Origin of the sequence: Paenibacillus sp. ACRSA (assembly GCF_022346845.1) — a bacterium.
GTDB lineage: Bacteria > Bacillota > Bacilli > Paenibacillales > Paenibacillaceae > Paenibacillus.
Genome location: NZ_JAKRNP010000004.1, coordinates 176920 through 202074, shown reverse-complemented (window position 1 = coordinate 202074; position 25155 = coordinate 176920). Strand labels below are relative to the sequence as shown.

Sequence of the window (25155 nt, the reverse complement as noted above, 5' to 3'; positions counted from 1 at the left end):
TCCATAAAAGAAACATCCGATACGATTAAGCTGATATGTATGAATAACAGGGACACTCCTTCCTTCCATATTTTCTGGACTGATCCATGAGTACTAATGTCCTCATGGATATGCTGTATGTATACTTTCAGTTGCAGCGAAGCCATGTTAAACCAATCCAATCTACACTGTACCAAAATTTGATTGGTATAATCTACCTAAAACCGAAAGAGCCATCCTTATCTAAGGATGACCCTCTTATATAACTCACCGCTTGTGGACTGCTTCTGTTCATTTATAATTATCTCATGATTAATCTAATACCGGATAATGTACCGTAAACTCTGCACCCTCAATCCATTCACCCGTCACAAAGTTCCGCCCCTTCACAACGACCCGATCCTTGTAGATCTCCACATGGAGACCTTCACTGCCCTCCAAATGCTCATCCTGATCTGTCCAGAGATAACCAACAGAAGAGGCATTGAACATGGTTGGCATGTGCCCTTCTCCATCGTACATTGTACGCTGTGCTTCAAGCTGCCAGTGAGTGTGTCCGGTGAAAAGAATAGCCTGCGGATACTGGGCTAAAACAGCCTTAAGCTCAGCATCCTGATTCACCCCATACCACCCTTGTTCCTTCATGGATCCTGCCACTGTATTCATGAGTGGCTGATGCAGGAACAGAAAGATCGGACGATCTGGCGTCGCATGCTCAGACAGCGTAAGTTCAAGCCATACCAATTGTTCGGCAGACAACTCGCAATCCTTCGGATGAGGCTGCTCCGTACCTAAGAAGATATAGTGATACCCATCAATCCAGTGATCGTGATAAGGACGTTTCATACCTGTAGTTATTTTAAAATCACTCAATCGACGATGCCACAACTCGGCAATCGTAATCGGCTCAGCCTCTGAAGGAGCAGGCTTCCCATCTGATGAAACATGAGCAGGTACAGTATACAACCCGCGGGATAACTGCTCAACCAATGCAGCCGATTCAGCCTTCGTTTGCGTTATCGTGGGCTCCACATGTTCATCTTGCTCTAACAAACCTGCTACTTCGGTAGACGTCATGCCCACCAGAAACAGTGGAGGGTCTTGAAATACAATAGCGCCAATATCATGATTCCCCAATGTATAACGGATCTCAGGCAAGTTCCCAGCGTGTTGCTTCAGTATGCGCTCTAGTTCACGATACTCACTCGGTAGCCCCCGATCCGTCACATCGCCAACATGCATTATACCGCTGCTTCCTTGACTGAAGGTAGCTATATCGGCCAAAGCCTGCTCCAAATGCCGGTTATGAATATGATCTGCATCATCTCGTACATGCGTATCCGTAATCACCTGAAAGCTGGCCAGTGGCAGCTCAGGCAAATGTTCATTTTTCATCAGGAATCACTCCATTTCAGTCCAATAATGCCGATCAGTATAAAGCCAATCCATACCATAGAGGTCAACCGAAGACGTTCACCAAAATAATAATGACCCACAATACCAATAAGTGTAATACCGACGCCAGACCAGATCGCATAAGCCACCGCTAGAGGCATATATTTCACCGCGAAATTGAGAAACGTAAAGCTTGCTCCATAACAGACAAACATCATAACGGAAGGCCATAACCGAGAGAAACCATCCGATACTTTGAGCAAAATGGTGGCACTCAGCTCCAGTCCAATGGCGAGGGCGAGCAGTACCCAACCCAGATATGTTTGAGCATTAGTCATTTGCTACCCCACCATTCAGAAGTTCATGAAATGACTGAATCGTTCGATCCGCGAGTGTAAGTCGCCCCAGTTCTCCGATTCCAATCTTGTAAGCTGCACCAGCCGCACGTGCCATCTCCATATCACCGTCCGTATCACCAATAACCAAGACCTGCGAAGCAGGTATACCTAACTTCTCACAGGCGAGCGACACCATATCAGGAAAAGGTTTGCCGCGATCCACGAGATCCGTACCGATTATGACGTCGAAGAATGCATCCAGCCCCATCCATTGCAGATGTCTCACCGCACTATGGGTATCATCTGCCGTGACAACCCCCATTGCAACACCTTGGTTACGGCATTGCTCTAAGAATTCACGGACACCTGGTAGCGGACGTGCTGGACGATGAATCTCCATCGCTTCTTCTGCATGCGCCAGGCAATCTCGCACCATAATCTTGGCTTCAGCCCAGCTCAATCCTGCTCGGTATCCATGCCAGGTCAGCACGGCATATACCTCATCCATCGTTCCCATGGCAAGTGGTCCGCGCACATCATACCCGTTCATACGTCCTTGTTCATCATGGAACGTGCCCCAGATCTGCGGAATATCTGACGCATGAATATGCATGTCTCTGGTAGCCAACCGTTCTCTGAAGTCATTCAGTACACAATCGGTCCAGAACCCCCACATACCTGTAAAATCAAGTAACGTCCCGTCTTTGTCAAATAGGACTGCTTGAATCGGATGGGGTGATCCCCCTACATACGTCCCCTCTTGTTGCATCTGATTAAACTCCTTATCTACGATCGTAATGAAGCGAAAGGACGGTACATCGTGCATGTACCGCCCTCCCGGCTTGGTTAATCTGTTTATTAGTATAGAGAAATTGAATCTTACTTCGCGATACGATCAAGCTCCTTCTGAGCTTTCTCCTTCGCTTCCTTCAGCGCCTCTGCTGCAGGAACGTTGTTGATCTGCACTTTATCGGCTGCATCCTTCAATGCATCATTGATCTTGCCACCTGTTGGATCACGGAATGGAGCAGATGCATGAGCTGCCTGTTGAAGAGGTACTGTAATTTGTGGATTTTCCTCACTGAATTTCTTAAACTCTGGATCTTCTTGAGCAGATTGACGAACTGCGATATAACCTGTGTTCATCGACCATGCAGCTGTATTCTCAGTTTTGGAGAAATACGTCAGCCATTTATAAGCTGCTTGTTGTTGCTCAGGGCTTGCTGCTGCCGGGATACCTGCCAGAATCGCATTGGCAACTGGTTTACCCTCACCAATACCTTCCCATCCTGGTTGTTGCATCGCAGCGACAATGCTGAAGTCTAGGTCACCTTGGTCACCACTGGAGCCAGTGTAGCCTGCTGCCTTGTTTTTCATCACATTATCAATCGTTTTGTACCAATATTCCCAACCTTGACCACCATACTCAATGCCCATGATCTTGTCTTCGTGAATCCATTTACGGAACAGATCCCATGTCTCGATCCACTCTGGGGAATCAACCATAACGGTCTTGCCATCATCACTAAGAATCTGTCCACCTTTACCCATTACGGCATCAATCATGTTGTCTTTACCCCACATTGGTTGCCATCCGTAGAAGGTGGTCTTGCCATTCTCTTGTTTGCTCATTTTCGCTGCTGCTTCAGCAAGTTTCTCCCATGAAGTCAGGCTTGCTGGATCGATTCCGTTCTCTTTGAGCGTATCCATGCGGTAATACATGATTTGAGTTGTTCCGTACATCGGTAGGAAGTATTGATTCCCGTCGACTTCGCCTTGGTTCAGGAACGTTTGAATGAAGTCATCCTTTTGGAAATTCGAATCTGCTGCGATCATTTCATCCATAGGTGCATAATAACCTTTGCGCGCCCAGTCGATATTGGCACTCAGCACAGCCGCCGGAACCTTCTTGGAAGCAATTGCTGCTTGCAGCTTCTGTTCTGTCTCCGTGTAATCTGCTTGTACAATGCCTTTGACAACGACTTCGTCCTGAGAAGCATTGAACGCATCAATCGTTTTCTTCATGTTGTCACCCAGATTACCACCGAGACCATACCAGAACTCAATCTCTACCGGCGCCTTCGCCTGAGTTTCTGTTCCACTTGCAGCAGCTGTTGTGTCGGACTCAGCTGGTGCAGATGATCCACAAGCTGTCAGTAGAGCAAAACTCGCTGCTAGTACGAGGGACATGCCACCCTTCCAGTTGGACCTCAGTTTGTTTTTCCATGTCATGTTCGCTTGACTCCATTTCATTGTTGTTCCTCCCGTTTAGGTGAAATGTTGGTTCGTACAATTGGTACCGTGTATCTAGATGATGCAGGATGTTCGGTGATTCAAATCAGTTCTTATTCACACCGGCCGTCATGTTGACACTCTGCATGATCGTTTTCTGGGTGAATAAGAAGAGAACAAGGAGTGGTGCGATGGTGAAGGCACTCGCAGCCATAATTTGCGGCCACGCCAATCCATATGCCCCGCCTTCGACGAAGAAGCTTCTCAGACCAGCCGATACGAGCTGCAGATCAGGGTCTTTGGTGATCAGCATCGGCCAGAAATAATTGTTGTACTGCTCGATGAACGTAATCAGTACCATTACGGCGAAGCTTGATCGAACCAATGGCGCGATAATGGTCCATAAGATTCGGAAATGTGATGCACCATCCAGCTGTCCGGCTTCTACCAATTCATGAGATACCTGCATGAATGCTTGGCGGATCAGGAAAATCGAGAACACACTAACACAGTTGGATACAATCAAGCCTGTGTAGGAATCCAGCAAGTTAAGCTCGCTAAGCACCATGTAACTAGGCAGATACACAGCCGTACTCGGGATCATATAACCCACCAGAATTAAGGAGGTCAGCGTACCTTTGAGGCGGAATTTCATATGAGTCAGTGCATACGCCATCATACTGGAGTTAACGATCTGGAATAGACATATAGCCAAGGCTACCCCGGTACTGTTCAGGATGTAACGAGCAAATGGCGCGGCATTCCAAGCATCCACGTAGTTACTCCACAGGAAGGTTTCCGGCCAGAAGGTCGGCGGGAACTGCCAGATCTCATCATTCGTCTTAAATCCGCTAATAACCATCCAATAGAAAGGAAATGCTGTACCGAGCGCAATAATTGCCAATAACAGATAGCGGATGATTTTACTTATTTTCAGTTTTAACGGCACATTCTGCATCTCCTTGCGCTTCATCCTTTTCTGGACTTTCTTATTAGGCATCGTCATTGTCATTAGTAGTGCACCAAACGTCTGCCGAGCAGGAAGGAGACTCCCGAGAGCAATACGCAGATCAGAATAATTACAACAGCGATGGATGAAGCCTCACCTACATTGAAGGATTCAAATGCAGATTGGTAATACATATACAGCAACGTTCTTGTCGATCCCGCCGGTCCACCCTGAGTCATGACGTTAATCTGGTCGTAAGCCTGAAGAGACTGAATCGTCAGAATAATGGAAAGGAAGAACGTCGTTGGTGAGATCAGCGGTAGTGTAATACTTCGGAACTTGTCCCAACTACCTGCTCCATCAATGGAGGCCGCTTCGAGCAGATCAGATGGAAGATTTCGCAGTGCAACCAGATAGAACACCATTGCCCAACCAATCGACTTCCACAAGGTAACGATCAGTACCGCAACCAGTGCCCAATCCATGTCACGCAACCAACCAATAGGAGATACTCCCGCCCAGCCAAGCATGAGATTGGCAAGTCCCACCTCTGGCTCAAAAATCCAGGACCATGCGATGGACACCGCAACGGTTGGCGTTACCCATGGTGAGAAGAGTAAAGTCCGGAAGATGCCCGTTGATTTGATCTTGCTATTCATAAGCATAGCGAGTGCTAGTCCACCCACGATGGTTGGAATTACACTTCCTAATCCGAATAACAACGTTACTTTCAAAGATTGGTAGAATTCAGAGTTGGTCAACAGATAGCTGTAATTATCTAAACCAATAAATAACTTGTCTGGGCTCATGAAGTCCCAATCGGTGAAACTGAGATAAACGATATATCCGAGAGGCCCCAGCCAGAACACCAGCAACGGAATTAGAGCCGGCAACGTGAAGAATACCGCTTCAGACTCCCTCCATAGCTTTAATCGCAATTCCCCCACTCCTTATGTTCAATTTTTCTTTAATCTTTTAGGAATATTTGGCATGAAACGTCTTTTTGTTTATTCCGTACAAAAATGATTGTACACTTGTATTGAAAAATCTATTTCATAGTTATGTTAAAATTGAATTGATTCATGTAAAATATGAAGAAGCTAGTGGGAACGCTATCATAAACTTGAGGTGACATAGTGGTGAAAGAAACTACCGGGAACCCGAATCATTCTTCATTACCCGATCGGTATGAGCTGAGGGAGAAAGTCATCGACGCCATCGCGAACACGATGGATCTATATGGGGTTAATCATACGTTTGGCAAGCTGTATGGAATTATGTATTTTGAGGATCGACCCATGACACTTGAAGAGATGAAGAACTCTATGAACATGAGTAAAAGCAATATGAGTTATGCGGTTCGTTCACTTACCGAGTCACAGATGATATATAAACTAGATGAGAAGAAAGATCGTCAGGATCAGTATCTGGCGGAAACGGATTTCTATCGTACCTTTCAGAACTTCTTCGGATCGAAGCTACAACGGGAAGTAGATGTGATGTTAGAAGGCATACGAGCAGTCATTCCTGATCTGTCGGCGATCATCCTTTCGGAGCATACCTTGCCAGAAGACCGAAATGAGGCACTGCGTGACCTGCACAAACTTCAACATGCGGAGCAATATTATATTTGGCTTCAGGGATTTGTAAACCAGCTGCAAGAGGGTAGCTTCTATCCAAGCTCTGCGCAAGAATGAGTATTTTACGATAACGATAATGTCTGGAATCCCCTGAGCGCATAAATGAGTTCTCTATATAAAATGGATTAACAGGAGTCCCATCATTTCTCTCCAATAATCCAAACCTGAGGCGCTAACGAATCATACAAGTCTTATATGACCGATAAAGCTGCGATGCCGATTATAACGAACCTGAGCGAAGTTATTTGTAAAAGAAAGCTTCCAAAGTAGCCAAATCTTCTACTTTATCGTGGAATAACGTCGCTATAATTCGTTAGATATTCGGTTTGTTGAATTTGCTGTAAGTAGCGTCTCCTCGATTCGTTAGATTGGAAAGCATCGGAACTAGATGATTCGACAAAGTAGTGTAAGTTAGACGAAAACTCAAAAAAGAGCTGTCCCTAGCCAATGTATGGCACTTGGAACAGCTCTTTTCTTATCTGCTATATTTCCCTACTATTCTAGAATCTATCATTCTGTATGAAATACTATTTTTGCGCTGCCGCTTCTATGTCCGCATATGCCCAGTGTGTAGCTGGTACATCGCTGAAGGAAAGTGTCACCGCTCCTGTGAGTGGTGTGCGATTGAACAGCACATTCAGTACCTTCACGGCTTCCGCACGTGTCAGTTTGTTATTTGGCTTAAACGTACCATCGCTGTAACCAACCATCAAGCCTGAAGACTGTACATAAGCAATCGCATCCGATGCCCAGAGGTCTGCAGATACGTCTGTGAACGAAGCTTCTGCTTCACTTGCTTGTTGCTGCATCCAACGATACGCAATCGTTGCCATCTGTGCACGGGTAATGGAGCCTTCCGGCGCAAATTTTGTAGTGCTCAACCCGTTCATGATGCCTGCGGATTGAGCCTTCTGAATCTCACTGATAGCCCAGTGCGTTGCAGATACATCCGTGTAGCTCACACTAGCAGCAGAGCTTGATCCAGCTCCCTCAGTCAGGTTACGAGCTAGCATGGCCGCCATTTGCGCACGTGTTACCAACGCATCTGGACGGAAATCTGCTCCAAAACCTTGAATGTATGGAAGCTGTGAACTTTGCGAAGCTTTCAAGCCATCCACGACAACAAGTGTGAACGTACTGAATTTAGTTACAGTAAACTCAATGCCTTCACTATTATCTGTGAGTTTCACCAGCTTACCTTGAATCAATTCTTTGGTACCATCACTGTGTTCAATGTAGATTGCTAGGTTGTCCAATGCTTGCTGACGTGCAGCTAGATCGGTCGGCAAGCTATTACGCAGTGGTAATGTTAACGTTACTTCTCTGCTTTGCATATTCGTTTCAATTTCAACTGGACGAGCCAGTATACGTACATTCGTATCGGGAGCAATTTCTTGAATCAACCGCTCCTTCTTCGCACGTTCTTCTACTTCCTTACGCTCCGATTCCAGTTTCAGTGGAACAACGCGGAAATACAAGTCTTGATCGAATCCAGCAATCGAACTCGTTGGAACAGAAATTACGACATTGCCTGTAGAGATTTCAAGTTTAAGTGCACCATCATTCAGTTCCTTAACGGCTGCTTTTGGCAGTTCAATCCGTGTCTCGGACACAGCGTCTTGGGCATCTGGAATGACAATACGTGCTGTATCTGTGCCAAGCTGTTTTGCTTTTTCTACGGACTCCTTCGCAATCGCTTCACTCATCTTCACCAAATCTTTGATGACACCATTCGTTTCAGTTGTACGAGTAATTGGTGTCTTGGTCAAGTTCGTGCCGTTAACACCGTTGACATCTACAACAATCTGTTCCTGTTTCGTAGCTGGAGCAGGTGTTGTATTTGATCCTCCAGTAACTGGTGTTGACGTAGATGGGCTAGGTGTTGATGGATTAGTCGGTGTCGTTGGCGGTGTTGTTGTATTACCACCATCTGAGTCTTTGGCTGTGAAGACAAATTTCAGAGCACGCCCTGGCAGTTCATCTTCGATCGCTTTATAACGTACCAGCACAGTTACATTTCGATTAAGTTCCAAACGGTTAATCAATGCTAAATCAAGCCAGTTCAGACCTCCATCAAAGGAGATTTCCATGGTAGAGTCTAGACCGATTAATTTCTTATTCGTGTTGTCCGCTGTTACATTAGGAGCGGTGAAGAATTGGTCAATGACATGTTGCAAATGGAGAACATTCTTATAACCATTCTCTTTATGCTCCAGAACCCATTCTGCTAATTCCTTTTTGTCTGCATTGCTAAGTCCAACTCTTCTGGACAGATTAATGGAACCTGAGAAGTCGAACTTTTTGCCATGGAAAAATTGTTCACCACTCAACTGATCCTTCATCGTTGTATCAAGCCATTGATCCATTTGGTCTACCGTAATAGCATTCTCAATTGGTTCGTACGGTGTAGAGAGTAGTTCAAGAATAAACTCAGGGTTGGGGATGTCCCCTGCTGATGTTCCTTCCAACTTCTCCTTCGCCAATAAGTGTAAGAAGGTATATGCAAAAATAGTTTTGTTCGCTCTACTGAGTTCAAGATAACGCTGCCCGATATTATGCAGATCCTCTGTCTTGCGATCATTAAAGTGCTCAAGACCATCGGACAAGGATTGGGCTAGAATATCTAGTTTATTCTGAAGGACACTCAGTTCCTTTTGCTCCCAGACTAATTGTGCCTGCACAGCCAGTTCAATCATATATTGAACTTGTGACTCTGTTTCATAGTCTTCCCCTACTTGATAGATCAAGAATTTAGCTACATATTTTTTTAATTCTGGCGTGAAGTTGGAATATTCCTGAGGCAACGTGATGTCTTCCAGATGTTCTATAGCCATGATCATATCATCTGTATCTTCGTCCTCTCTTGCATAATTCACATCACGCAGATCAGATTTATTACCATTATCAATATCCGGATTCAAATATTGATCAAAAGCATGTTGAATATCTGCATAGGATAAATATCCTGCATTCGGACGTTTCTCCAACATATGCATGGCCAATTCATTTTTATCCGTACCAGTTAGCTTATTGAATTCACTGAAATCTAGCGGGAACTCCTCCATCGGTTTAGTCGGATTGTTGGTGTTATATGTTTCGACATTGCTCTGTATATAAGCAATTTTCTCTATTGCATCCTTCATATCTTCTTTCGTCTCAATCCGGTTAAGATATGGAGTCAATTCCACCGCTGACTCGGTATATCCTATGACGCGATTGATCGCTGAGTTTGTACTGAGCCTAATTTCGAATCGGTATGCCGTCATGCGCTTTTCAAGATCAGAGGAAGTGAGATATGCATTAACGAGACGATAGAATTCCGCTCTTTCAGCGGCATCATTAAAGTAAATCACACGTTCCGCTTGTTTCGTATAGAACGCATCAAGTGCAGTCTTCGCAGTTGGCCCTCCAATCTGGTGCATCACATCGAGTGCCCGCATAGCTACTTCGACCATGATTTGAACTTGTCCTTGACTTGTATATCCGGCACTTGTCTGAGCTTCAATTCTTAATAAGTATGCTGCTACTGCCTGCTGATCTTCAGTAGAAAGAGATTTAAACTCAGGTGAAACTAAGAATTGCTCATCGCTAAAGAACGTTATCGCTTTCTCGATATCTTCCAAATTATTCTCGTTAGCAGTCTTTTTGAATTCGTTATACTGATCCAACCATGGTACACCTGCGAAGAATGAATCGAATGCAGATTGCACTTGAGCGACAGTGTCATAATATCCACTCTCTGGTCTGTTATCAATGATCCAATCCGTCAATTCGCTAAGTTCATCATCATTAACAATCTCGGACATTTTACTCAAATTGAGTGCAAATGGCGGAAAGCTGCTATCTTGATGCTGAATATAATCTTGAGTAGCAGCATATATGCTATAAAGTTGATTTAAAGCAGAACTAACACTTGTACCGTTCACACCATTAAAAAGAGCCAATTGCGTCGTCATAAAACTTAACTTGCTTTCATAAGAGACATGATCACCAAAGTTTGCCTTTACGTACTTAAAGTATGCCGTATTGAGTAACAGCGTTTTATCCACGCCCAATAGAGTATGATATGAGCCACTATAACGAATTTGATTCAATTGTTGATCACTATCACTTGGAAAGTAATCATTCACTTGATCAAACAATTCAAACAGTGACTCTGATGTCTCCTGAAATATAGCTGCATCTAATTGGATATTAAGTTTCACTAAATTGTATACAAGATGTGCAGTATACTCAACTTGGCGATCCTCCACATACTGGACATTGTTCGAGAAGAAATTCACTACACCTTCTGCAATCTCCAATCTTTGACTACTGCTTAATAAACTATAGTCAGCCGGCAAACTAATGAATTCCGGCTCCTCCAAAATACTCTGGACATTAGCAATTATGTTCGATCCTGAGTTATTGAAATAATCATTCCTCTGTTCATTAAGACGTTCACGAGGCGATAATTCATCTGCACTGGCTACGCCCCCCACGTTAATGAGTGGCACCAACATCACTACAACCAACATAAAACTGATAAACCGCTTGAATAACATGTATTCTGTCCTCCCGTTCTGTGTTATTTGTATTGTAGTAAAACGCTCTGGACCGATTCTGAACATGGAGGATGCGCAAAGAAAAAAAGACCCGATCTACAATAGATCGAATCTTTACCATCAGATTAGCGTATACCCACCATCGACGAATAATGTACTGCCTGTGGTGAACGTGTTAGTCATCAGATAGGTAACAGTATGCGCAATTTCCTCATTTCGTCCCACCCGCTGGAGTAACGCAAGCTTCTCATAGTCCTTGAAGTGCTCCCCTCGCGGAGTTCCTTCTTGCCCTTCCCGCCAGATCGTTCCCGGAGAAACGACATTTACGCGTACTGGCGCAAGCTCAACAGCAAGTGCTTTACCCAAGCTCTCAATAGCTCCATTACATGCGGCATAAGAGGCTCCTCCATCCAAAGGACGCTGACTGAATCCACCAGACATTAACGTTATTGAACCGGAAGAAGACAACTGTGGAGCAGCGTATTTAGCGGCAAAATACTGAGGCCAAAACTTTCCCTTAAAACAACTTTCAGCTGTCTCCCGATCTGAACTCAGTGATCCTCGGGTATATACAGCTCCAGGAGTAAATAGATGGTCGAACTCGCCTACGTGATTGAAGAATAATTTCAGTTGCTCCTCATCCTGATTGTCTAACACGTAACCTTCAATTGTCCGTTTCCCCGACGTACTCGCTTCACGAGCAATCTGCTCCTTTGCTTCTTCCAGCCTGGGGGCTGATCTGCCGGCAATAATTACATGCGCTCCTGCCTCCGCTGCTTCCAGCGCTGTTGCAAGTCCAATTCCCGAGCTGCCCCCAATAATAACGACACGTTGGTTTTGCAATGCATATTGTCTCATTCCTTATCTGTCCCTTCACATCATAATTACTGGCTATGCACCAATGATTTGTCCATTATTAATGAAATGAAGGATGTTGAACAGTACGCAATTCAATCGTACTAAGTATGAAATTTCGTACTATAGGTTGGTGATCTTCAGCTCACCATGCGGGCACTAAAAACCACTCATGGAGAACATGCAGTCTAATTGGACAGGTTTATTTCATCTCAAATCCTAGAAATCGAGTATGATAGAATAATCTCATATATATATCTATAAATTGAGGTGAATACTATGGATTTACAAGAACCACGTTTACAAGGAGTAATGACCACACTGGAGACCATTAATGGAAAATGGAAACCGCTCATCTTATTTATTTTGCTGAAGGAAGGCACTAAACGTTTTGGAGAATTACGACGAATGATTCCTGACGTTACACAGGGGACATTAACCAAACAACTGCGGGAGCTAGAGCAGGATCAGATTATTATTCGCACGCTCTATGGAGATGTCCCTCCTAAGGTGGAGTATAGCTTATCTGAGCACGGACAGACTGTAGGGACTCTTCTAGATGGTATGTGTGGTTGGGGAAAATCACATCTTGATTATTTGCGTGCCAACAGAGACACGAAGGTTATGGAGGAGTCCTCTATGAACGAACAGTGATTAGAAGAACAGGATGAGCCGTGAATTCTCCCAATTATTATTGGTATTGGAGAGAAGCGCTGCAATATCATATTGATCTGCAATTACCTACAGTTCTTATATACATTCGATTCCAAGGGGAAGCCCCCCCATGCACTTGTTGAACATGCTTTGATTATAGTTCCCTTAGAGCAGCACGCGATGTTCCATTATATTTTTCATACTAATATGGGATTTGGATGGACCAAGCTTTACAAGGGATTCCTGAAACTCAGCAAGCTCTTCAATCGTTGCCGTCTGTACCTTGATGAGATAGTTGTACTCACCACTAATCCGATATAAATCGGTGACTTCAACAGCCTGCTCACAGAAGCGAACGAATTCCTCACAGCGCTCTGTTTTGAGCAAAATAAAAGTTGTTGTACCTCGATTTAGTTGTGCTAGATCATAGATCGTCGAATATTCCGATATAATTCCGTTTTCCTCTAATTTGAGGATTCGCTCCTTGACGGAAGGTTGGGACATGTTAACCTCTTTGCTAATCTGTACAATAGACATCCGTGCATGGTGTTGAAGCAAACGCATAATCTGTTGGTCAACTTCATCTATAACATAACCCACCTATAGACCCTCCCAAGAATCAATCTCATTTAATAAGTTTATTTGAATAAAAGAGCTAATAAAGTGTAAGCCATACTCCCGTATATCCTTTGAAACTGCATGGTTCCAATGTACAACTCCCTTTATATTTTAGGAATACAACTTGATGAAGGGAGCGATGGAGTATGAGTGTAAATGGACTTGCTCACATAGCGATTCAGGCACGTGATTATGAGAATACACTTTCTTTCTATACGAATGTACTGGGATTTACAGTTGGACACTCTTGGAGTCTACCGGCCTTCCGCATTACCGAGGCCTGCATGCTAATTTCACCGGATCAACGCACATGCATTGAACTATTTGACCCGGGAGCCGTAATCGCAGCTGAAGGCGAACCAGCGGCCTCCCCCGAAGCTGTAAGACATGGGGCTCTGCTGCATTTCGCATTATACGTAGACAATGTGGACGTAATATACGAGAAAGCCCTTGCCTCTGGTGCACGGCCTTATGTCCCACCCGATTGGATTGCACTTGGTAATCCTCCACTTCAAGTTCGAAATGCAGTTGTTCATAGTCCCAACGGTGAAGTCATTGAATTCCTCGAAGAAGTTGACTTCAATCGTCCTGCATCACCCTCTACTTAATATGACACAAATAGCCTGTTAGCCAGAAATCCATGGCAGCAGGCTGTTTGTGTAATATTATTCTCCCACGTCCTGATCGTTGTTTCCCGGTCTGTACTCGCTCAACTTCCCTTCATATACAAGCGCTAGTTGTTCACTTTGGCGAAAATCATCCGGGGTCACCAAGGCAGGCAGTTTGTTCCACAGCTTGATTCCGGATCGCTGTAATATTTCTGCTACAAACTGTGAACAAAAGTAGGAGTTGCTAAACTCGACAGGCTCTTTCAGCGTAATGCCAATTACGCCAAGCAGGTTGTACATATATTTCTGGCGGCTACGGATGAAGATATGTAGCACACGTTTCATTTTTTCAACTTCACGTTCTGTCACCTGAAGCTCGTAAATAACACATGTTGTGTTCGGATATTTACTGTATGTACCTGTCTGGATATCTTCCTTCACAAACCCACCGTTCAGTGGATTGCTTGGATGTTTACGACCGAAGCTATATAACTCGGATAACTCCCGGTTAAACGAGATCGAGGCATGATTATAGGGTGCTTTGGTGTAACTCTGAATGACTTTGGTAAACAAGGTTCCTGTATTCGTGAGCAGGATATAGATGGAGCGTTGATCGGTCATAACAAAATTTCCCCTTATCATGTGGTCACTATTCCTTCATAATAACATAGGTACCCTTTTATGGAATCTTATTTTAGATAAGCAGGTGATCCTTCGTTGAGCAGTTCACTATTCACATTAACCTTAATATTCACTGCACTACTTGTCATACATATCGTGTACAAAATCATTGCAAAGCTACAGCCGGACAAAGACTATTCGGGCATCGGCAACAAAATCAAAACCTGGTGGGGCATGCTCGTTATCTTCTGCCTCGCTACACTATTTAACCCTATCGTTTCCCTGCTCTCCCTTATGGTGCTTGCATTCTTCGCACTCAAGGAATACTTCTCCATGATCCGCAGTACACGCAAAGCAGATCGCAGGTTGTTCCTATGGGCATATCTAGCGGTACCCGCTCAGTTCTACTGGATCTATATTGGATGGTATGGGATGTTCATCATTTTCATTCCGCTATATGTTTTCTTAGTGCTGCCTCTCCCTCGCTTAATTAACAAAGGGACGGTTGGCTTCCTACGCAGCGTGAGTTCCACACAGTGGGGACTTATGCTCATGGTGTTCGGACTCAGTCACCTTGCTTACTTCCCTTTTGCTACACCTGAGTATGGTTCGAAGCTGGTGTTATTCTTAGTTGTGCTAACTCAGCTTAATGATGTCATCCATTATGTGGTCTCTCTCTATCTGGGCAAGCGAAAAGTGGTGCCTACGGCTAATCCATTTTTGACATGGGAAGGATTTGCTTGTTCCTTTGTAATTACAACAGCGGCCTCCTACTTCATCCATCCGTACCTTACGCCGTTTGATGCAGGATTCGCCCTGTTCATCGGGGTGCTGATTAGCCTTGCAGGTTTCTTTGGCAGTCTGACCGTATCCGTATTGAAGCGAGATCTGTTGATTGGGGACGATAACAAGTTTGACGCACTCAAAAAAAGCTACCTAAGCAGGGTCGATAGCCTTACCTACACATCACCAGTCATGTTCCATGTTGTGCGCTATTTCTTCGACTTTATGTAGCAATCACAGATTCTAGATTTAAGGCTCTATTTAATCCAAAAACAAATCACACCTCCAAGCTAATCAAACCGTCTGAACATCGGTTGATGAATTTGGAGGTGCTGTATTTCTAGCGTATCACATTCATTCGCGCTCATACCATTTCAAGCGGGCGAGCCTAGAAATGCTGTCTATTTCTTCAGCTTAACTTCCTGCTCCGCCAGAACCTCTTGTCCAGCTTCATTCGTATAAACCAACGTTACTTTACCACGTTCACCCTTCATTTCATCTGTGTATTTGAATTCATTGAGCTGACCATTGTCCTTGATGTAGAAACCTTCTTTTTTGCCGTCTGCTTTATTCTCGCCTACTTCATGCTCGGTTGCTTCTTGTACTGAATTGATGATCGTGATCTGATTGGATGTCCACCGCAGTTCAGATAACGTGTAGCCTTCTGGCACACCCTTCACCGAGTAACGAAAGCTCTTTGCTTCCGTAAGCTTGTCCGATTGATCGATGTCGATCATAATTCCATCTCCAGCATCTGCTGAGGATTCAGATTGCGCAGAATATGATCCATTGTCCTGTTTCGCATCCGCATTAGGGATCGAATCAGGTCCTGCTTCGGCTATAGGCTCCTTCGACTGCGGATAAGCATGCTCCTGTACGGATTCATTATTGTTACGAGCGCCACATGCACTCGTTAGCACCATAATGCATATTAACGCAAATATCCAACGTGTCGATCTCATCCATGTTATCTTCATCATTGAATCCCTCCTGTCAATAAGTACGTGTTCAAAAAAGTATTCATTTATTGAACCATCTCAATAACTAATACACGTTATCCTTCCTCATGAAGCTCCATATTATGTAATCCCTATTGCTGGACATAAAAAAACCTAAATATCATTTCTGATATTTAGGCTCGTTTTAGTTTGCTTTATCTTCGGCGTAGCAGACCATTGAGGCGGCTACACACATGGGCTAATCATAACGCCATACTGTTTTACTTATCATCATATTGAGGCAAAATTAAGACCTGCCCCGCTTGAATAGAGTTAGAAGATAGCTTATTTATTTTTTTCAACACTTCTACAAATACCCGCGTATCCATTTGTTGCGGCTTATACTCTACGGAAAGATTCCATAGCGTATCCCCCTGGGAAACAATGACCTTTCTCCCCGAAAGCAGGTCTTCCTCTCCGCCTGCAAATGCAGTCAACATCGTACTACAACCAATAATCACAATAAGAGAGATGATGGCAATTTTCAATAACAACGGTCGCGCCTTAAGTTGAAATATTTTTTTTCTAAGCTCGCCCGTACTCCATTGGACCGATGCTGAACTCACCGGTTTATAAATGCTCTGATACGTTGAGTGTCTCATCAATTCGTCAACCTCCGAACCTGGCTCCTATTCCTATATGTAACGAGCGCATGATGATCCCCCCTGGACCTTCAAACAACAATCGCGCAATTTGTCTATCTCCGATGTCTTCAGTCATCACGCTACAAATGCGTAATCCGTTTATTATTTTGCACTTGTTCAAGGGTCAGTACTCCCTCTCACCTATATTTGTAAGTAGGTATCATAGACCTATACTAATCCCTGTAGGTAGGTACATTATACCACTCCATTCTAAACAAATTCTGAACAACATCGGCAGATTTCTATAAAAATAAGCATAAATCTATCATTTACGCATTATTTCGACGGAAATAGCTAAAAAAAATAAAAAATCCATGCCTGATTTTCGGCGATAATGTAGGTGGGATTTTTTTATACTAGAAGCATGTAGTTCGATGATCCACTCTCAGAACGTAAGGATGTGTGCCCATGATTGCTGATGATCTGAAAGAACAATATTATCAAGCCCTTCTTGCCAAAGACTCAGAGTATGAAGGACTGTTTTATGTTGGAGTCAAAACAACAGGTGTATTCTGCCGCCCAACTTGTCCAGCTCGAAAACCAAAATTCGAAAACTGCGAGTTCTATGAGACTGCTCAGCAGGCCTTACTCGCTTCATTCCGACCTTGCCAGCGCTGTCGTCCGCTATCCCATCCCAATCACGTATCTGACGTTGTACGTCTTCTAGTTGAGGCTGTTGAGAATAACCCGGAAAAAAGGTGGAAAGAACAGGATTTCAAAGACCTGTCTATTGATGAATCAACGGCGAGGCGTCAATTCAAAAAACGCTTTGGCATGACTTTTGTGGAGTATGCTCGTGCTCGCCGTATGGGACTTGCACTTAAAAATATCCGTTCAGGTCACACCGTCATTGATAGCCAGCTATCTACAGGGTATGAATCCAGTAGTGGCTTTCGTGATGCGTTCTCACGCATTATGGGTGCTGCCCCAACACATGTAAATGATGGCCAAGTGCTTAAAGCGTCCTGGATTGACACCCGTCTTGGCCCCATGATGGCTGTAGCTGATGAGAAGCAACTATATTTGCTTGAATTTATTGATCGTCGAGGGCTTGAACGCGAGGTAGAACGCCTACGGATACGAACCAAGTCAGCGATTGTACCTGGCATGACTCCGCCCATTCAATCCATTGAGCAAGAACTTGAACAATATTTCGACGGAACACTGACAACGTTCGACACACCGTTGTTCTATTTAGGAACACCATTTCAGAAGAAGGTGTGGGAGCAATTATCTTTGATTCCAGCAGGGGAAACACGCTCCTATCAAGAGATTGCAATCGCTCTGGGTAAACCGACAGCTTGTCGTGCTGTAGCTCAAGCCAATGGAGCGAATCAACTGGCGATCGTCATTCCATGTCATCGAGTTATCAATACAAGTGGTGAACTTGGCGGATACGGCGGGGGAATCTCTCGCAAAAACTGGCTTCTCCAACACGAGAAACAGAGGTCGTTACAGTAAATTTCAGCATCGCATTTCTTTATATAAAGGAGTGAGTCAAGATGAACGCCAACAAACGCACGATGAGAGATAAAGCTGAGCAATTTCATCAATACCATGTGAAGGGGAAACCACTTGTACTGGTGAATGTGTGGGATGCTGGAAGTGCACAGACCATTCAATCTACAGGAGCCGCAGCTATTGCTACCGGAAGCTGGTCTGTTGCCGCAGCCCACGGTGAGCAGGATGGAGAAGCTCTGCCGTTCCAGCTGGTACTTGCTAACCTCGCACGCATTACAAAAAGCGTAGATTTGCCTGTAACCATCGATATAGAGGGAGGGTATGGCAGGTTCGCGTCAGAAGTGAAGCAAAATGTATCGCAAATCATTGATCATGGTGCGGTAGGCATCAATATCGAGGATCAGCTTCCCGCTGGCGAAGGTCTGTACACGGTCACAGAGCAGTGTTTGAGGTTATCTGCCGCTCGAGCAGCTGCAGAGCAAGCAGGCATTCCTCTTTTTATCAATGCACGCACAGATTTATTTCTGCAACAGGCTCCAGAGCAGCATAATGAAGTGTTACTCAATGAAGCCATCACACGATCCCAGGCATACGCGGAAGCAGGGGCTAGCGGTCTATTCGTTCCAGGATTACAGCAGTCACAATGGATCAAAAAACTTTGTGATCAGTCGCCGCTTCCCGTCAACGTAATGGTCACTTCCCCCGAGCCTTCACCCAGCCAACTGGCTGCACTAGGTGTAGCAAGAATCAGCTATGGGCCATACCCTTATCTGCAAGTTATGGAACACCTGAAAGCGCTCGGGCAACGTATTATCATGGGGGCATAAGGATCATAATGAAGAGGATTGTTCGTAATGCCGCATTCTCCTCATGAGCAGAAGATGTTTACAACCTTCACCTGTGGTATAATCCCTCTACCTAACAAGTAACAGGAGGCACATATGCTTAACGTTGAACAAAAGCTTGAAATTCTAGAATCGTATCCTCAACTTCAGCGCAAAAATGTTTCTCTTGGGCGTGTGAATTTCCACTACGAGGACAGCGCCTATGAGAAGAAGGTTGTAGCGCTTCATATTCACCCGAACGGTAATGGTTATATCTATGCAGGGCTGCTGCCAAATTACGAGACGGATGCTAAAGGGTTCGTCAATATTCGTGATTACTCCGAAGCGGATCTGCGCACATTGCTGGATGCAACAATCCAAGCGATGTCTTATAATCCAGAAGCAGTTGAAGTGGTTGAGAAAGCACACATTCCACAAGAATTTGTCCCACTTACACTCTCGTCTGGCGGCGGAGTCTGGATCAATGAAGAAGGACAAACACTCACGTTAAAATATGATAATGACATGTGGTGTGTATTTACCGGTCATGATCTAGAGATGGCTTTTGAATCACGCAGTGAAGCTGGTGAATATCTTCATGAGGAAGGATTCAAACCGCAAGCTCAGGCTTAAATTAAATAAAACAAACGTGCATAAACAAACACGAGGGAGCATATGCTCCCTCGTGTTTTTCTTATCACTATGCGTTACTACGTGTTTAACTCACTATTTGCCCACTTTTGGGTTCGTTACGAGGGAAACGTCTTTCCCTTCAGGCCTTTCACCGGCTTATCGTTAGTCTTTGCTACCTTTTCGTACAAGGGGCGCATGTTTCATCATAGGGTAAGTGGATAGTAGCAGGCAACCACCGATTGCACCTAAGAGAGTGAATAGCAGGACACTGTTCGTTTCCGTAATCCAGCGAATCAGTCCACTTAGATCAGACAGCGTAATGAATAACGTGAGTCCAAGCGCAATGGTGAAGAATAGGATGAAAAAGTTTCGGAAGCCTAAACGTATCCAACTAACCGTAACGAATGCAGAAAGACCCAGTATTAGTAATCCAACCATGAGATCGATCCAATAATAGGAGTACCATTCGTACGCACTCGTATACAACTGACCTGGCTGATACAATGTCACACCCAGTATTCCGCTCGCATGGAGTAAATGCATCAGAACATAAATCACGTTCAGGACGGTAATGCCTCCAATAACCATCCCCACTGAGTTCAGGTAGAACGACTTCATAAACTGAGTTCTTGTGCTGCCTAGCCCGATGGCAACAGGAAATATAGCAACCATCCCTGAAACAGCAAATCCGCATATCCCCCCATACATAGGGCCAAAGGCCGCTGCTGGGAAACTCACATCAAATATAAGCCCTACTGTGACATAGGCTAGAACCAGCAACAAGGTTATCAAGGTAAACAATTTAAGAAACCAACGCATATCATCCAGAATCAGTCGATGTGTTCCGCGAATCGCATTCATCCCCTCACCCCCTCCGACTTCCGTGTAATGTTTATGAGATAATCTTGTAGCGTAGCTTTCTCAATGGAAAGGCGTTGATCACGAGCAAGTTCCTTCCACTCGGCAGAGTATGGGGCATCGATCATCACTTTTAACGTTGAGCCAAGTTCAGAAGATTCTAGCACCTTAGCATGTTGCACCACTTCATTAACATCTTGAACTGACCCTGTTAGCAGAATTCCCTGTTCGCGTATCTCCTCCATCTGTTGGTGTATGAGGATCTCCCCATCATGAAGAACAATAAGTGACTCACACAATGGCTGAATTTCTTCAATATGATGGCTGGACACGAGAATTAATCGCGGGTGGTCTTCATAGCTGTCCAATAATGCGCGGTAAAAATACTTACGTTTCTCCGCATCCAATCCATTTGTCGGTTCATCCAATATGGTAACATCGGCTTTACTAGCGAGTCCCAATATCATCTGTGCCGCAGAATTCATACCTTTGGAAAAGGTGGCAATTTTCTTTTTTGTAGGTAGTTCAAACATCTCAATAAGCCGTTCCGCCAAATCCTGATCCCAACTAGAGTGAAAGTACTGTCCGAATCGAACCAGATCCCGAACAGTCCAACTTTTGCCGAGTGGATGCGATTCTTGGATATAACATAGCTGATCTTGCACCTTTAGGTTGTTGTATGGATTCTGTCCCATTACACGGATTGTGCCGCTTGCAGGACGATTATGACCCGCAATCAAACTCATTAGTGTCGTTTTACCAGCACCATTTCTCCCCCATAACCCGCTGATGACAGGCTCCGTTTCATGTAAATTCAGATTCTTTAGTACGGCGGTCTGTTGATAGCTGTAGCTAACCTGCTCTAATTGGATCATGACTCATCCTCCTTATCTTGCTTGCCCTTAATCAAGTCAATAATCATATCTTCATTCATATGAATTCTTCGCGCTTCCTCAAGCAGTGGTCTAATATACTCTTCGTAAAAATGTTCCTTTCGTTCCATTAGCAACGTATCTCGCGCTCCCTTCGCTACGAACATGCCTACTCCCCGCTGTTTGTAAATAATGCCTTTGTCCACTAGCGATTGAAGTCCCTTACGCGCTGTGGCTGGATTGATATTGTAGAACCGTGAAAGCTCATTCGTGGACGGAACCTGCTCTTCCACCCTTAGTCGGCCTTCTACAATATCGTCCATAATCATCATCGCAATCTGATGAAAAATAGGCTGTGATTCATCCAAAGTCGATTTCATGCAGATCCAACTTTCGTTATTTAATGATAATATCTGTGTCTATTGTGTTAGTTGGTTTGTCATTCAGTTAGTTGGTTGGTTACTCATGTAACTAACTATAGTACACGAAGGCAGCAAAGTAAATAGTCAAATACATACTCATCTTTATTTTCTCAAAATTAAAACTGCTTCACTTAGATTAACTCCAGAGTCTAAGCCCTAACCGTTGCTAAGCTAGCTAAGTTAAATCATTAGCATGATCTCACGGATGCCTTCTGCTTGGCTTGATTGAATTGATTAATAAGACCGTCTAACACTACGGACTGCTGAATAACTTCCGGGTGCAGCAGATTCCCATATTTCATCTCAATGGTGTACAGCAGTTCCCTAGCCGATTCAATCTGGACGATTAACGCAGTATGTTCCATAGTGTCCCCTCCTTTTGTCATATTTTAGCTGATTATGTCAATCGGTAGGACTATAGTCATATGACATTACTTATTTTTCCAAACTAAAAAGCCCCTGAATAGGCTTCAGAGGCGTCTTCTAATTTTGTTATGTTCTAAGTACCAAATCCATGATCAGCAGGTCTCGCTATTGAAGGGCTTGGAGCTTCGTTTCCAGAGACAGGCTCAGGAGCAGGAATTACGATACTTACCCAAATGCTACATGTGGCTATCAGCAAAGCCAACGTTCTCTTCATTGAGTTTCTGCACCTCACTAATTATAATTTTGTACTGCTGTTTAGCGGTATCTGTCGCAAAATCCCTGTATTGCTCAAACAGCCCGACACCTCTAAGCATACCTCTACCACTACAAATTTCAAGTGAAAATTTCAGACTATTTATGACAAATTCAATACCTTTATGAAACTCATCTTTCTTCAGATAATATGCAGCCAAATCAGCTAAAAGACGTACATATCGATCATCAGTGACTTGTTTGCTGACCTTCCCAATTCGGTTGCTCTGTTCCTGATATGTGAAATAAGATTCGTACTGTTCCAACACCAAATCGATATTTCCGTTATATCGATTGGCCGCTGTAACGATATCGCATAATGCTGGAAATATCTCATTCTCTCTCGTTGATATATAGTTCAAATAATCAGGCAACACTTCAAACTGCCCTGCCATCAAGCGGTAGATATAACGATTCCCCACAGCCCATTCCTGGAACTGAGTGATGACTAGCGCCTCTTCCTCGTTACACTCTTTCACCCAATCGTTAACCGCGTAGAGTGACACGTACTCAAGTGCATGATCATAATCTTTGAGCTGATAACAGGCACTACCTGCTGCTAGATATGAATACAAGATATAAAATATGATGGGTCGTTTGGTTTCTTCCGGCTTCTTCCTACCATTCAATTCATAATGAATTGTTGCTTTCACTCTTAACTTTTCAGATAGCTCTTGTACCTTATTCCAACGATGTAGTGCACCAAACGCATTAATAAGCTCATTTAAGGCATCCAACTGATATCGTTCATCCAGGCGATCTACATAGTATTCAAACTGTGCTGCGATGATCAGATTCCGTTGCTGATCCTTGGACAGGCCGAGCTTGAACAATCGGTATTGGCATAAGGCTAACCGCTCCGAGTGCTGCATTTTCTCACTCTCAGCAATCGTTTCGTATAAAAGGATCGCGGGTTCGTATTTGCCATCACGGTAGAATTCTTCTGCCACTTCGAATAACAAGGGAATATAAGATAGATTATCCATCATTAAGCGGATAACTTCTTCAATACAATTCAACTTACTCAAATCGGCACAACGATGGAGGAATGGCCCTAGTCTCCGCCAGTCAGGAGTCGCATGCACAAAACACTCATCTATGTATAGTTCATAGAAATGACCTTCTTCTAATCCCATAGCCGCTGTAATTCGATCCAATTGCTGCATAGCAATCGGGCGATTTTTATTAAGAATGTTACTCAGCGTACCTGAATTAATGCCTGACGTGTCTGAAAAGAAGCTAATAGACCTCTGCTCACGCTTAAGATAACTCTCCAAATGATCGCGTATCGTGGTTGTGGACTCCAAACGAACACCACCCTCCAAAATAAAAAACGAATGAATCCACTTCATCACGTTGATGAAATGAATTCCATATAAAAGATATTTTCAAAATAATTATATGTATTTATTAAGTAGGGGTCAACAAAATAATTTGAACTAATTTGTATTAATTACAATTTAATCCTTTTGTATCACCGTAATATTCCTTCAATTTTATGCTATAAAAGCGTCATCCTGATAACCTGGAACAGCATAAAAAACACGAGCGAAGATCCACCCGTGTTTTCATGACTGTTTCTAAGAGAACTCTACTCCAATGTTACTAAACTTATGGCAATACATTTCCAGCAGCACGATAGATGTCGTACCACTCCTGACGAGTAAGATGTACATCCGATGCTTTAACACAGTCTTGCAGACGTTCAATATTCATCGTACCTGTCACGGGTTGCATCTGTGCTGGATGACGCAGTAACCAAGCGATTGCAATCGTTGTGTTACTCACATCATACTTCGCTGCAATCTCATCGATCTTCGCATTCAGTTCAGGGAACTTATCGCTACCCAAGAAGACCCCTTCGAAGAATCCATATTGGAAAGGAGACCATGGCTGAATCGTGATATCATGCAGGCGGCAATAGTCCAAGATACTGCCATCACGGTTAATTGCAGCTTCGTTCTCCATGTTCACATTGATTCCACTGTCAATCATCGTTGTATTCGTAATGCTCATCTGGAGCTGATTAGCGACCAGTGGCTGTTTAACATATTTTCTAAGCAATTCAATCTGGTTCGGATTCTGGTTAGATACCCCGAAGTGACGAACTTTACCTTCGCGCTCCAATAGGTCAAAGGCTTCTGCCACCTCTTCCGGCTCAACAAGTGCATCCGGACGGTGCAACAACAGTACATCCAAATAGTCCGTTTTCAGACGCTGCAAAATGCCATCGACTGAATTCAAAATGTGCTCTTTCGAGAAATCAAACATACCCTTGCGAATCCCGCATTTGGATTGCAGGATGATGTTTTCCCGAACTTGAGGGCTCATCTGCACAGCCTCTGCAAAGATCTCCTCACATTTTCCTGTTCCATAAATGTCGGCGTGATCGAAGAAATTCGCTCCAATCTCCATTGCAGAACGAACAAAATGCTCCGCTTCTTTACCCTCTAATGTATTAATACGCATGCAGCCAACCGCTACAACCGGTACCTCCAGCGAGCTACTGCCAAGTTTAATTGTTCTCAAGATGATTCCCCTCCATATTC

25 protein-coding genes are annotated in these 25155 nt (G+C 44.0%); 7 read left to right on the top strand and 18 right to left on the bottom strand.

Annotated features, from left to right (window positions below; translation table 11 throughout):
- Window positions 1-291 precede the first annotated feature (291 nt).
- The 6 genes from MH215_RS14350 to MH215_RS14325 form a co-directional block, all read right to left on the bottom strand.
- Complete coding sequence (locus MH215_RS14350) at window positions 292-1374, bottom strand: metallophosphoesterase family protein (protein WP_239291035.1); 1083 nt, start codon at window positions 1372-1374, stop codon at window positions 292-294.
- Complete coding sequence (locus tag MH215_RS14345; RefSeq protein ID WP_128104115.1) at window positions 1374-1712, bottom strand: DMT family transporter; 339 nt, start codon at window positions 1710-1712, stop codon at window positions 1374-1376. The genes MH215_RS14350 and MH215_RS14345 overlap by 1 nt, the downstream gene beginning before the upstream one ends.
- Entirely contained in the window at window positions 1705-2538 is an 834-nt protein-coding gene (locus MH215_RS14340; RefSeq protein ID WP_239291034.1) for an HAD family hydrolase, read from the bottom strand. Before MH215_RS14340 ends, MH215_RS14345 begins: the two co-directional genes overlap by 8 nt.
- A gap of 53 nt (window positions 2539-2591) precedes the next feature.
- Complete coding sequence (locus MH215_RS14335; protein ID WP_239291032.1) at window positions 2592-3965, bottom strand: ABC transporter substrate-binding protein; 1374 nt, start codon at window positions 3963-3965, stop codon at window positions 2592-2594.
- Between the two features lie 85 nt (window positions 3966-4050).
- On the bottom strand, window positions 4051-4893 hold the full coding sequence (locus MH215_RS14330) for a carbohydrate ABC transporter permease (RefSeq protein WP_481857439.1): 843 nt from the start codon (window positions 4891-4893) through the stop codon (window positions 4051-4053).
- Window positions 4894-4955: 62 nt separating this feature from the next.
- Window positions 4956-5831, bottom strand: a complete 876-nt coding sequence (locus MH215_RS14325) for a carbohydrate ABC transporter permease (RefSeq protein WP_239291030.1) — start codon at window positions 5829-5831, stop codon at window positions 4956-4958.
- Between the two features lie 198 nt (window positions 5832-6029).
- Here MH215_RS14325 and MH215_RS14320 point away from each other — a divergent pair, with 198 nt between their 5' ends.
- Window positions 6030-6590 (top strand): GbsR/MarR family transcriptional regulator, encoded by a 561-nt coding sequence (locus tag MH215_RS14320; RefSeq protein ID WP_481857438.1) that lies wholly within the window; start codon window positions 6030-6032, stop codon window positions 6588-6590.
- Between the two features lie 470 nt (window positions 6591-7060).
- Here the strand turns inward: MH215_RS14320 and MH215_RS14315 are convergent, their stop codons facing one another.
- Entirely contained in the window at window positions 7061-11077 is a 4017-nt protein-coding gene (locus tag MH215_RS14315) for an S-layer homology domain-containing protein (RefSeq protein ID WP_239291026.1), read from the bottom strand.
- 120 nt (window positions 11078-11197) lie between these two features.
- Window positions 11198-11935, bottom strand: a complete 738-nt coding sequence (locus MH215_RS14310) for an SDR family oxidoreductase (protein ID WP_239291024.1) — start codon at window positions 11933-11935, stop codon at window positions 11198-11200.
- 276 nt (window positions 11936-12211) lie between these two features.
- Here MH215_RS14310 and MH215_RS14305 point away from each other — a divergent pair, with 276 nt between their 5' ends.
- Window positions 12212-12586 carry a winged helix-turn-helix transcriptional regulator gene (locus MH215_RS14305; protein WP_239291022.1) on the top strand — a complete coding sequence of 125 codons (375 nt, stop codon included), beginning with the start codon at window positions 12212-12214 and terminating at the stop codon, window positions 12584-12586.
- A 165-nt stretch (window positions 12587-12751) separates the two neighbouring features.
- On the opposite strand, the gene MH215_RS29235 is transcribed toward MH215_RS14305, so the two are convergent.
- On the bottom strand, window positions 12752-13186 hold the full coding sequence (locus MH215_RS29235; RefSeq protein ID WP_239291020.1) for an Lrp/AsnC family transcriptional regulator: 435 nt from the start codon (window positions 13184-13186) through the stop codon (window positions 12752-12754).
- Between the two features lie 164 nt (window positions 13187-13350).
- Between MH215_RS29235 and MH215_RS14295 the strand changes: the two genes are divergently transcribed.
- Entirely contained in the window at window positions 13351-13812 is a 462-nt protein-coding gene (locus MH215_RS14295) for a VOC family protein (RefSeq protein ID WP_239291018.1), read from the top strand.
- A 57-nt stretch (window positions 13813-13869) separates the two neighbouring features.
- Here MH215_RS14295 and MH215_RS14290 read toward each other — a convergent pair whose 3' ends face one another.
- Window positions 13870-14433, bottom strand: a complete 564-nt coding sequence (locus MH215_RS14290) for a hypothetical protein (RefSeq protein WP_239291016.1) — start codon at window positions 14431-14433, stop codon at window positions 13870-13872.
- Window positions 14434-14529: 96 nt separating this feature from the next.
- On the opposite strand from MH215_RS14290, the gene MH215_RS14285 reads away from it, so the two are divergent.
- Window positions 14530-15447: a phosphatidate cytidylyltransferase gene (locus tag MH215_RS14285; RefSeq protein WP_056703162.1), complete on the top strand. Its 918-nt coding sequence runs from the start codon at window positions 14530-14532 to the stop codon at window positions 15445-15447.
- A 170-nt stretch (window positions 15448-15617) separates the two neighbouring features.
- Here MH215_RS14285 and MH215_RS14280 read toward each other — a convergent pair whose 3' ends face one another.
- Window positions 15618-16196 (bottom strand): hypothetical protein, encoded by a 579-nt coding sequence (locus MH215_RS14280; RefSeq protein ID WP_239291014.1) that lies wholly within the window; start codon window positions 16194-16196, stop codon window positions 15618-15620.
- A 239-nt stretch (window positions 16197-16435) separates the two neighbouring features.
- Window positions 16436-16816, bottom strand: a complete 381-nt coding sequence (locus tag MH215_RS14275) for a LysM peptidoglycan-binding domain-containing protein (protein WP_239291012.1) — start codon at window positions 16814-16816, stop codon at window positions 16436-16438.
- A 450-nt stretch (window positions 16817-17266) separates the two neighbouring features.
- On the opposite strand from MH215_RS14275, the gene MH215_RS14270 reads away from it, so the two are divergent.
- The 3 genes from MH215_RS14270 (at window position 17267) to MH215_RS14260 (ending at window position 19776) form a co-directional block, all read left to right on the top strand.
- Window positions 17267-18319: a bifunctional transcriptional activator/DNA repair enzyme AdaA gene (locus MH215_RS14270; RefSeq protein ID WP_239291010.1), complete on the top strand. Its 1053-nt coding sequence runs from the start codon at window positions 17267-17269 to the stop codon at window positions 18317-18319.
- Between the two features lie 41 nt (window positions 18320-18360).
- Window positions 18361-19146 carry an isocitrate lyase/PEP mutase family protein gene (locus tag MH215_RS14265; protein WP_239291009.1) on the top strand — a complete coding sequence of 262 codons (786 nt, stop codon included), beginning with the start codon at window positions 18361-18363 and terminating at the stop codon, window positions 19144-19146.
- A 114-nt stretch (window positions 19147-19260) separates the two neighbouring features.
- Window positions 19261-19776, top strand: coding sequence for a hypothetical protein (locus tag MH215_RS14260; protein ID WP_239291008.1), 516 nt, complete (start codon window positions 19261-19263; stop codon window positions 19774-19776).
- 162 nt (window positions 19777-19938) lie between these two features.
- Here the strand turns inward: MH215_RS14260 and MH215_RS14255 are convergent, their stop codons facing one another.
- From MH215_RS14255 to MH215_RS14230, 6 genes are all read right to left on the bottom strand, one after another.
- On the bottom strand, window positions 19939-20637 hold the full coding sequence (locus tag MH215_RS14255) for a hypothetical protein (RefSeq protein ID WP_239291007.1): 699 nt from the start codon (window positions 20635-20637) through the stop codon (window positions 19939-19941).
- Complete coding sequence (locus MH215_RS14250) at window positions 20634-21509, bottom strand: ATP-binding cassette domain-containing protein (protein WP_239291006.1); 876 nt, start codon at window positions 21507-21509, stop codon at window positions 20634-20636. The genes MH215_RS14255 and MH215_RS14250 overlap by 4 nt, the downstream gene beginning before the upstream one ends.
- On the bottom strand, window positions 21506-21886 hold the full coding sequence (locus MH215_RS14245; protein WP_239291005.1) for a GntR family transcriptional regulator: 381 nt from the start codon (window positions 21884-21886) through the stop codon (window positions 21506-21508). The genes MH215_RS14250 and MH215_RS14245 overlap by 4 nt, the downstream gene beginning before the upstream one ends.
- Window positions 21887-22116: 230 nt before the next feature.
- Entirely contained in the window at window positions 22117-22293 is a 177-nt protein-coding gene (locus MH215_RS14240; protein WP_239291004.1) for an aspartyl-phosphate phosphatase Spo0E family protein, read from the bottom strand.
- A 237-nt stretch (window positions 22294-22530) separates the two neighbouring features.
- Window positions 22531-23913 (bottom strand): transcriptional regulator, encoded by a 1383-nt coding sequence (locus tag MH215_RS14235; RefSeq protein WP_239291003.1) that lies wholly within the window; start codon window positions 23911-23913, stop codon window positions 22531-22533.
- Between the two features lie 304 nt (window positions 23914-24217).
- On the bottom strand, window positions 24218-25135 hold the full coding sequence (locus MH215_RS14230) for an aldo/keto reductase (RefSeq protein WP_239291001.1): 918 nt from the start codon (window positions 25133-25135) through the stop codon (window positions 24218-24220).
- Window positions 25136-25155: the final 20 nt, after the last annotated feature.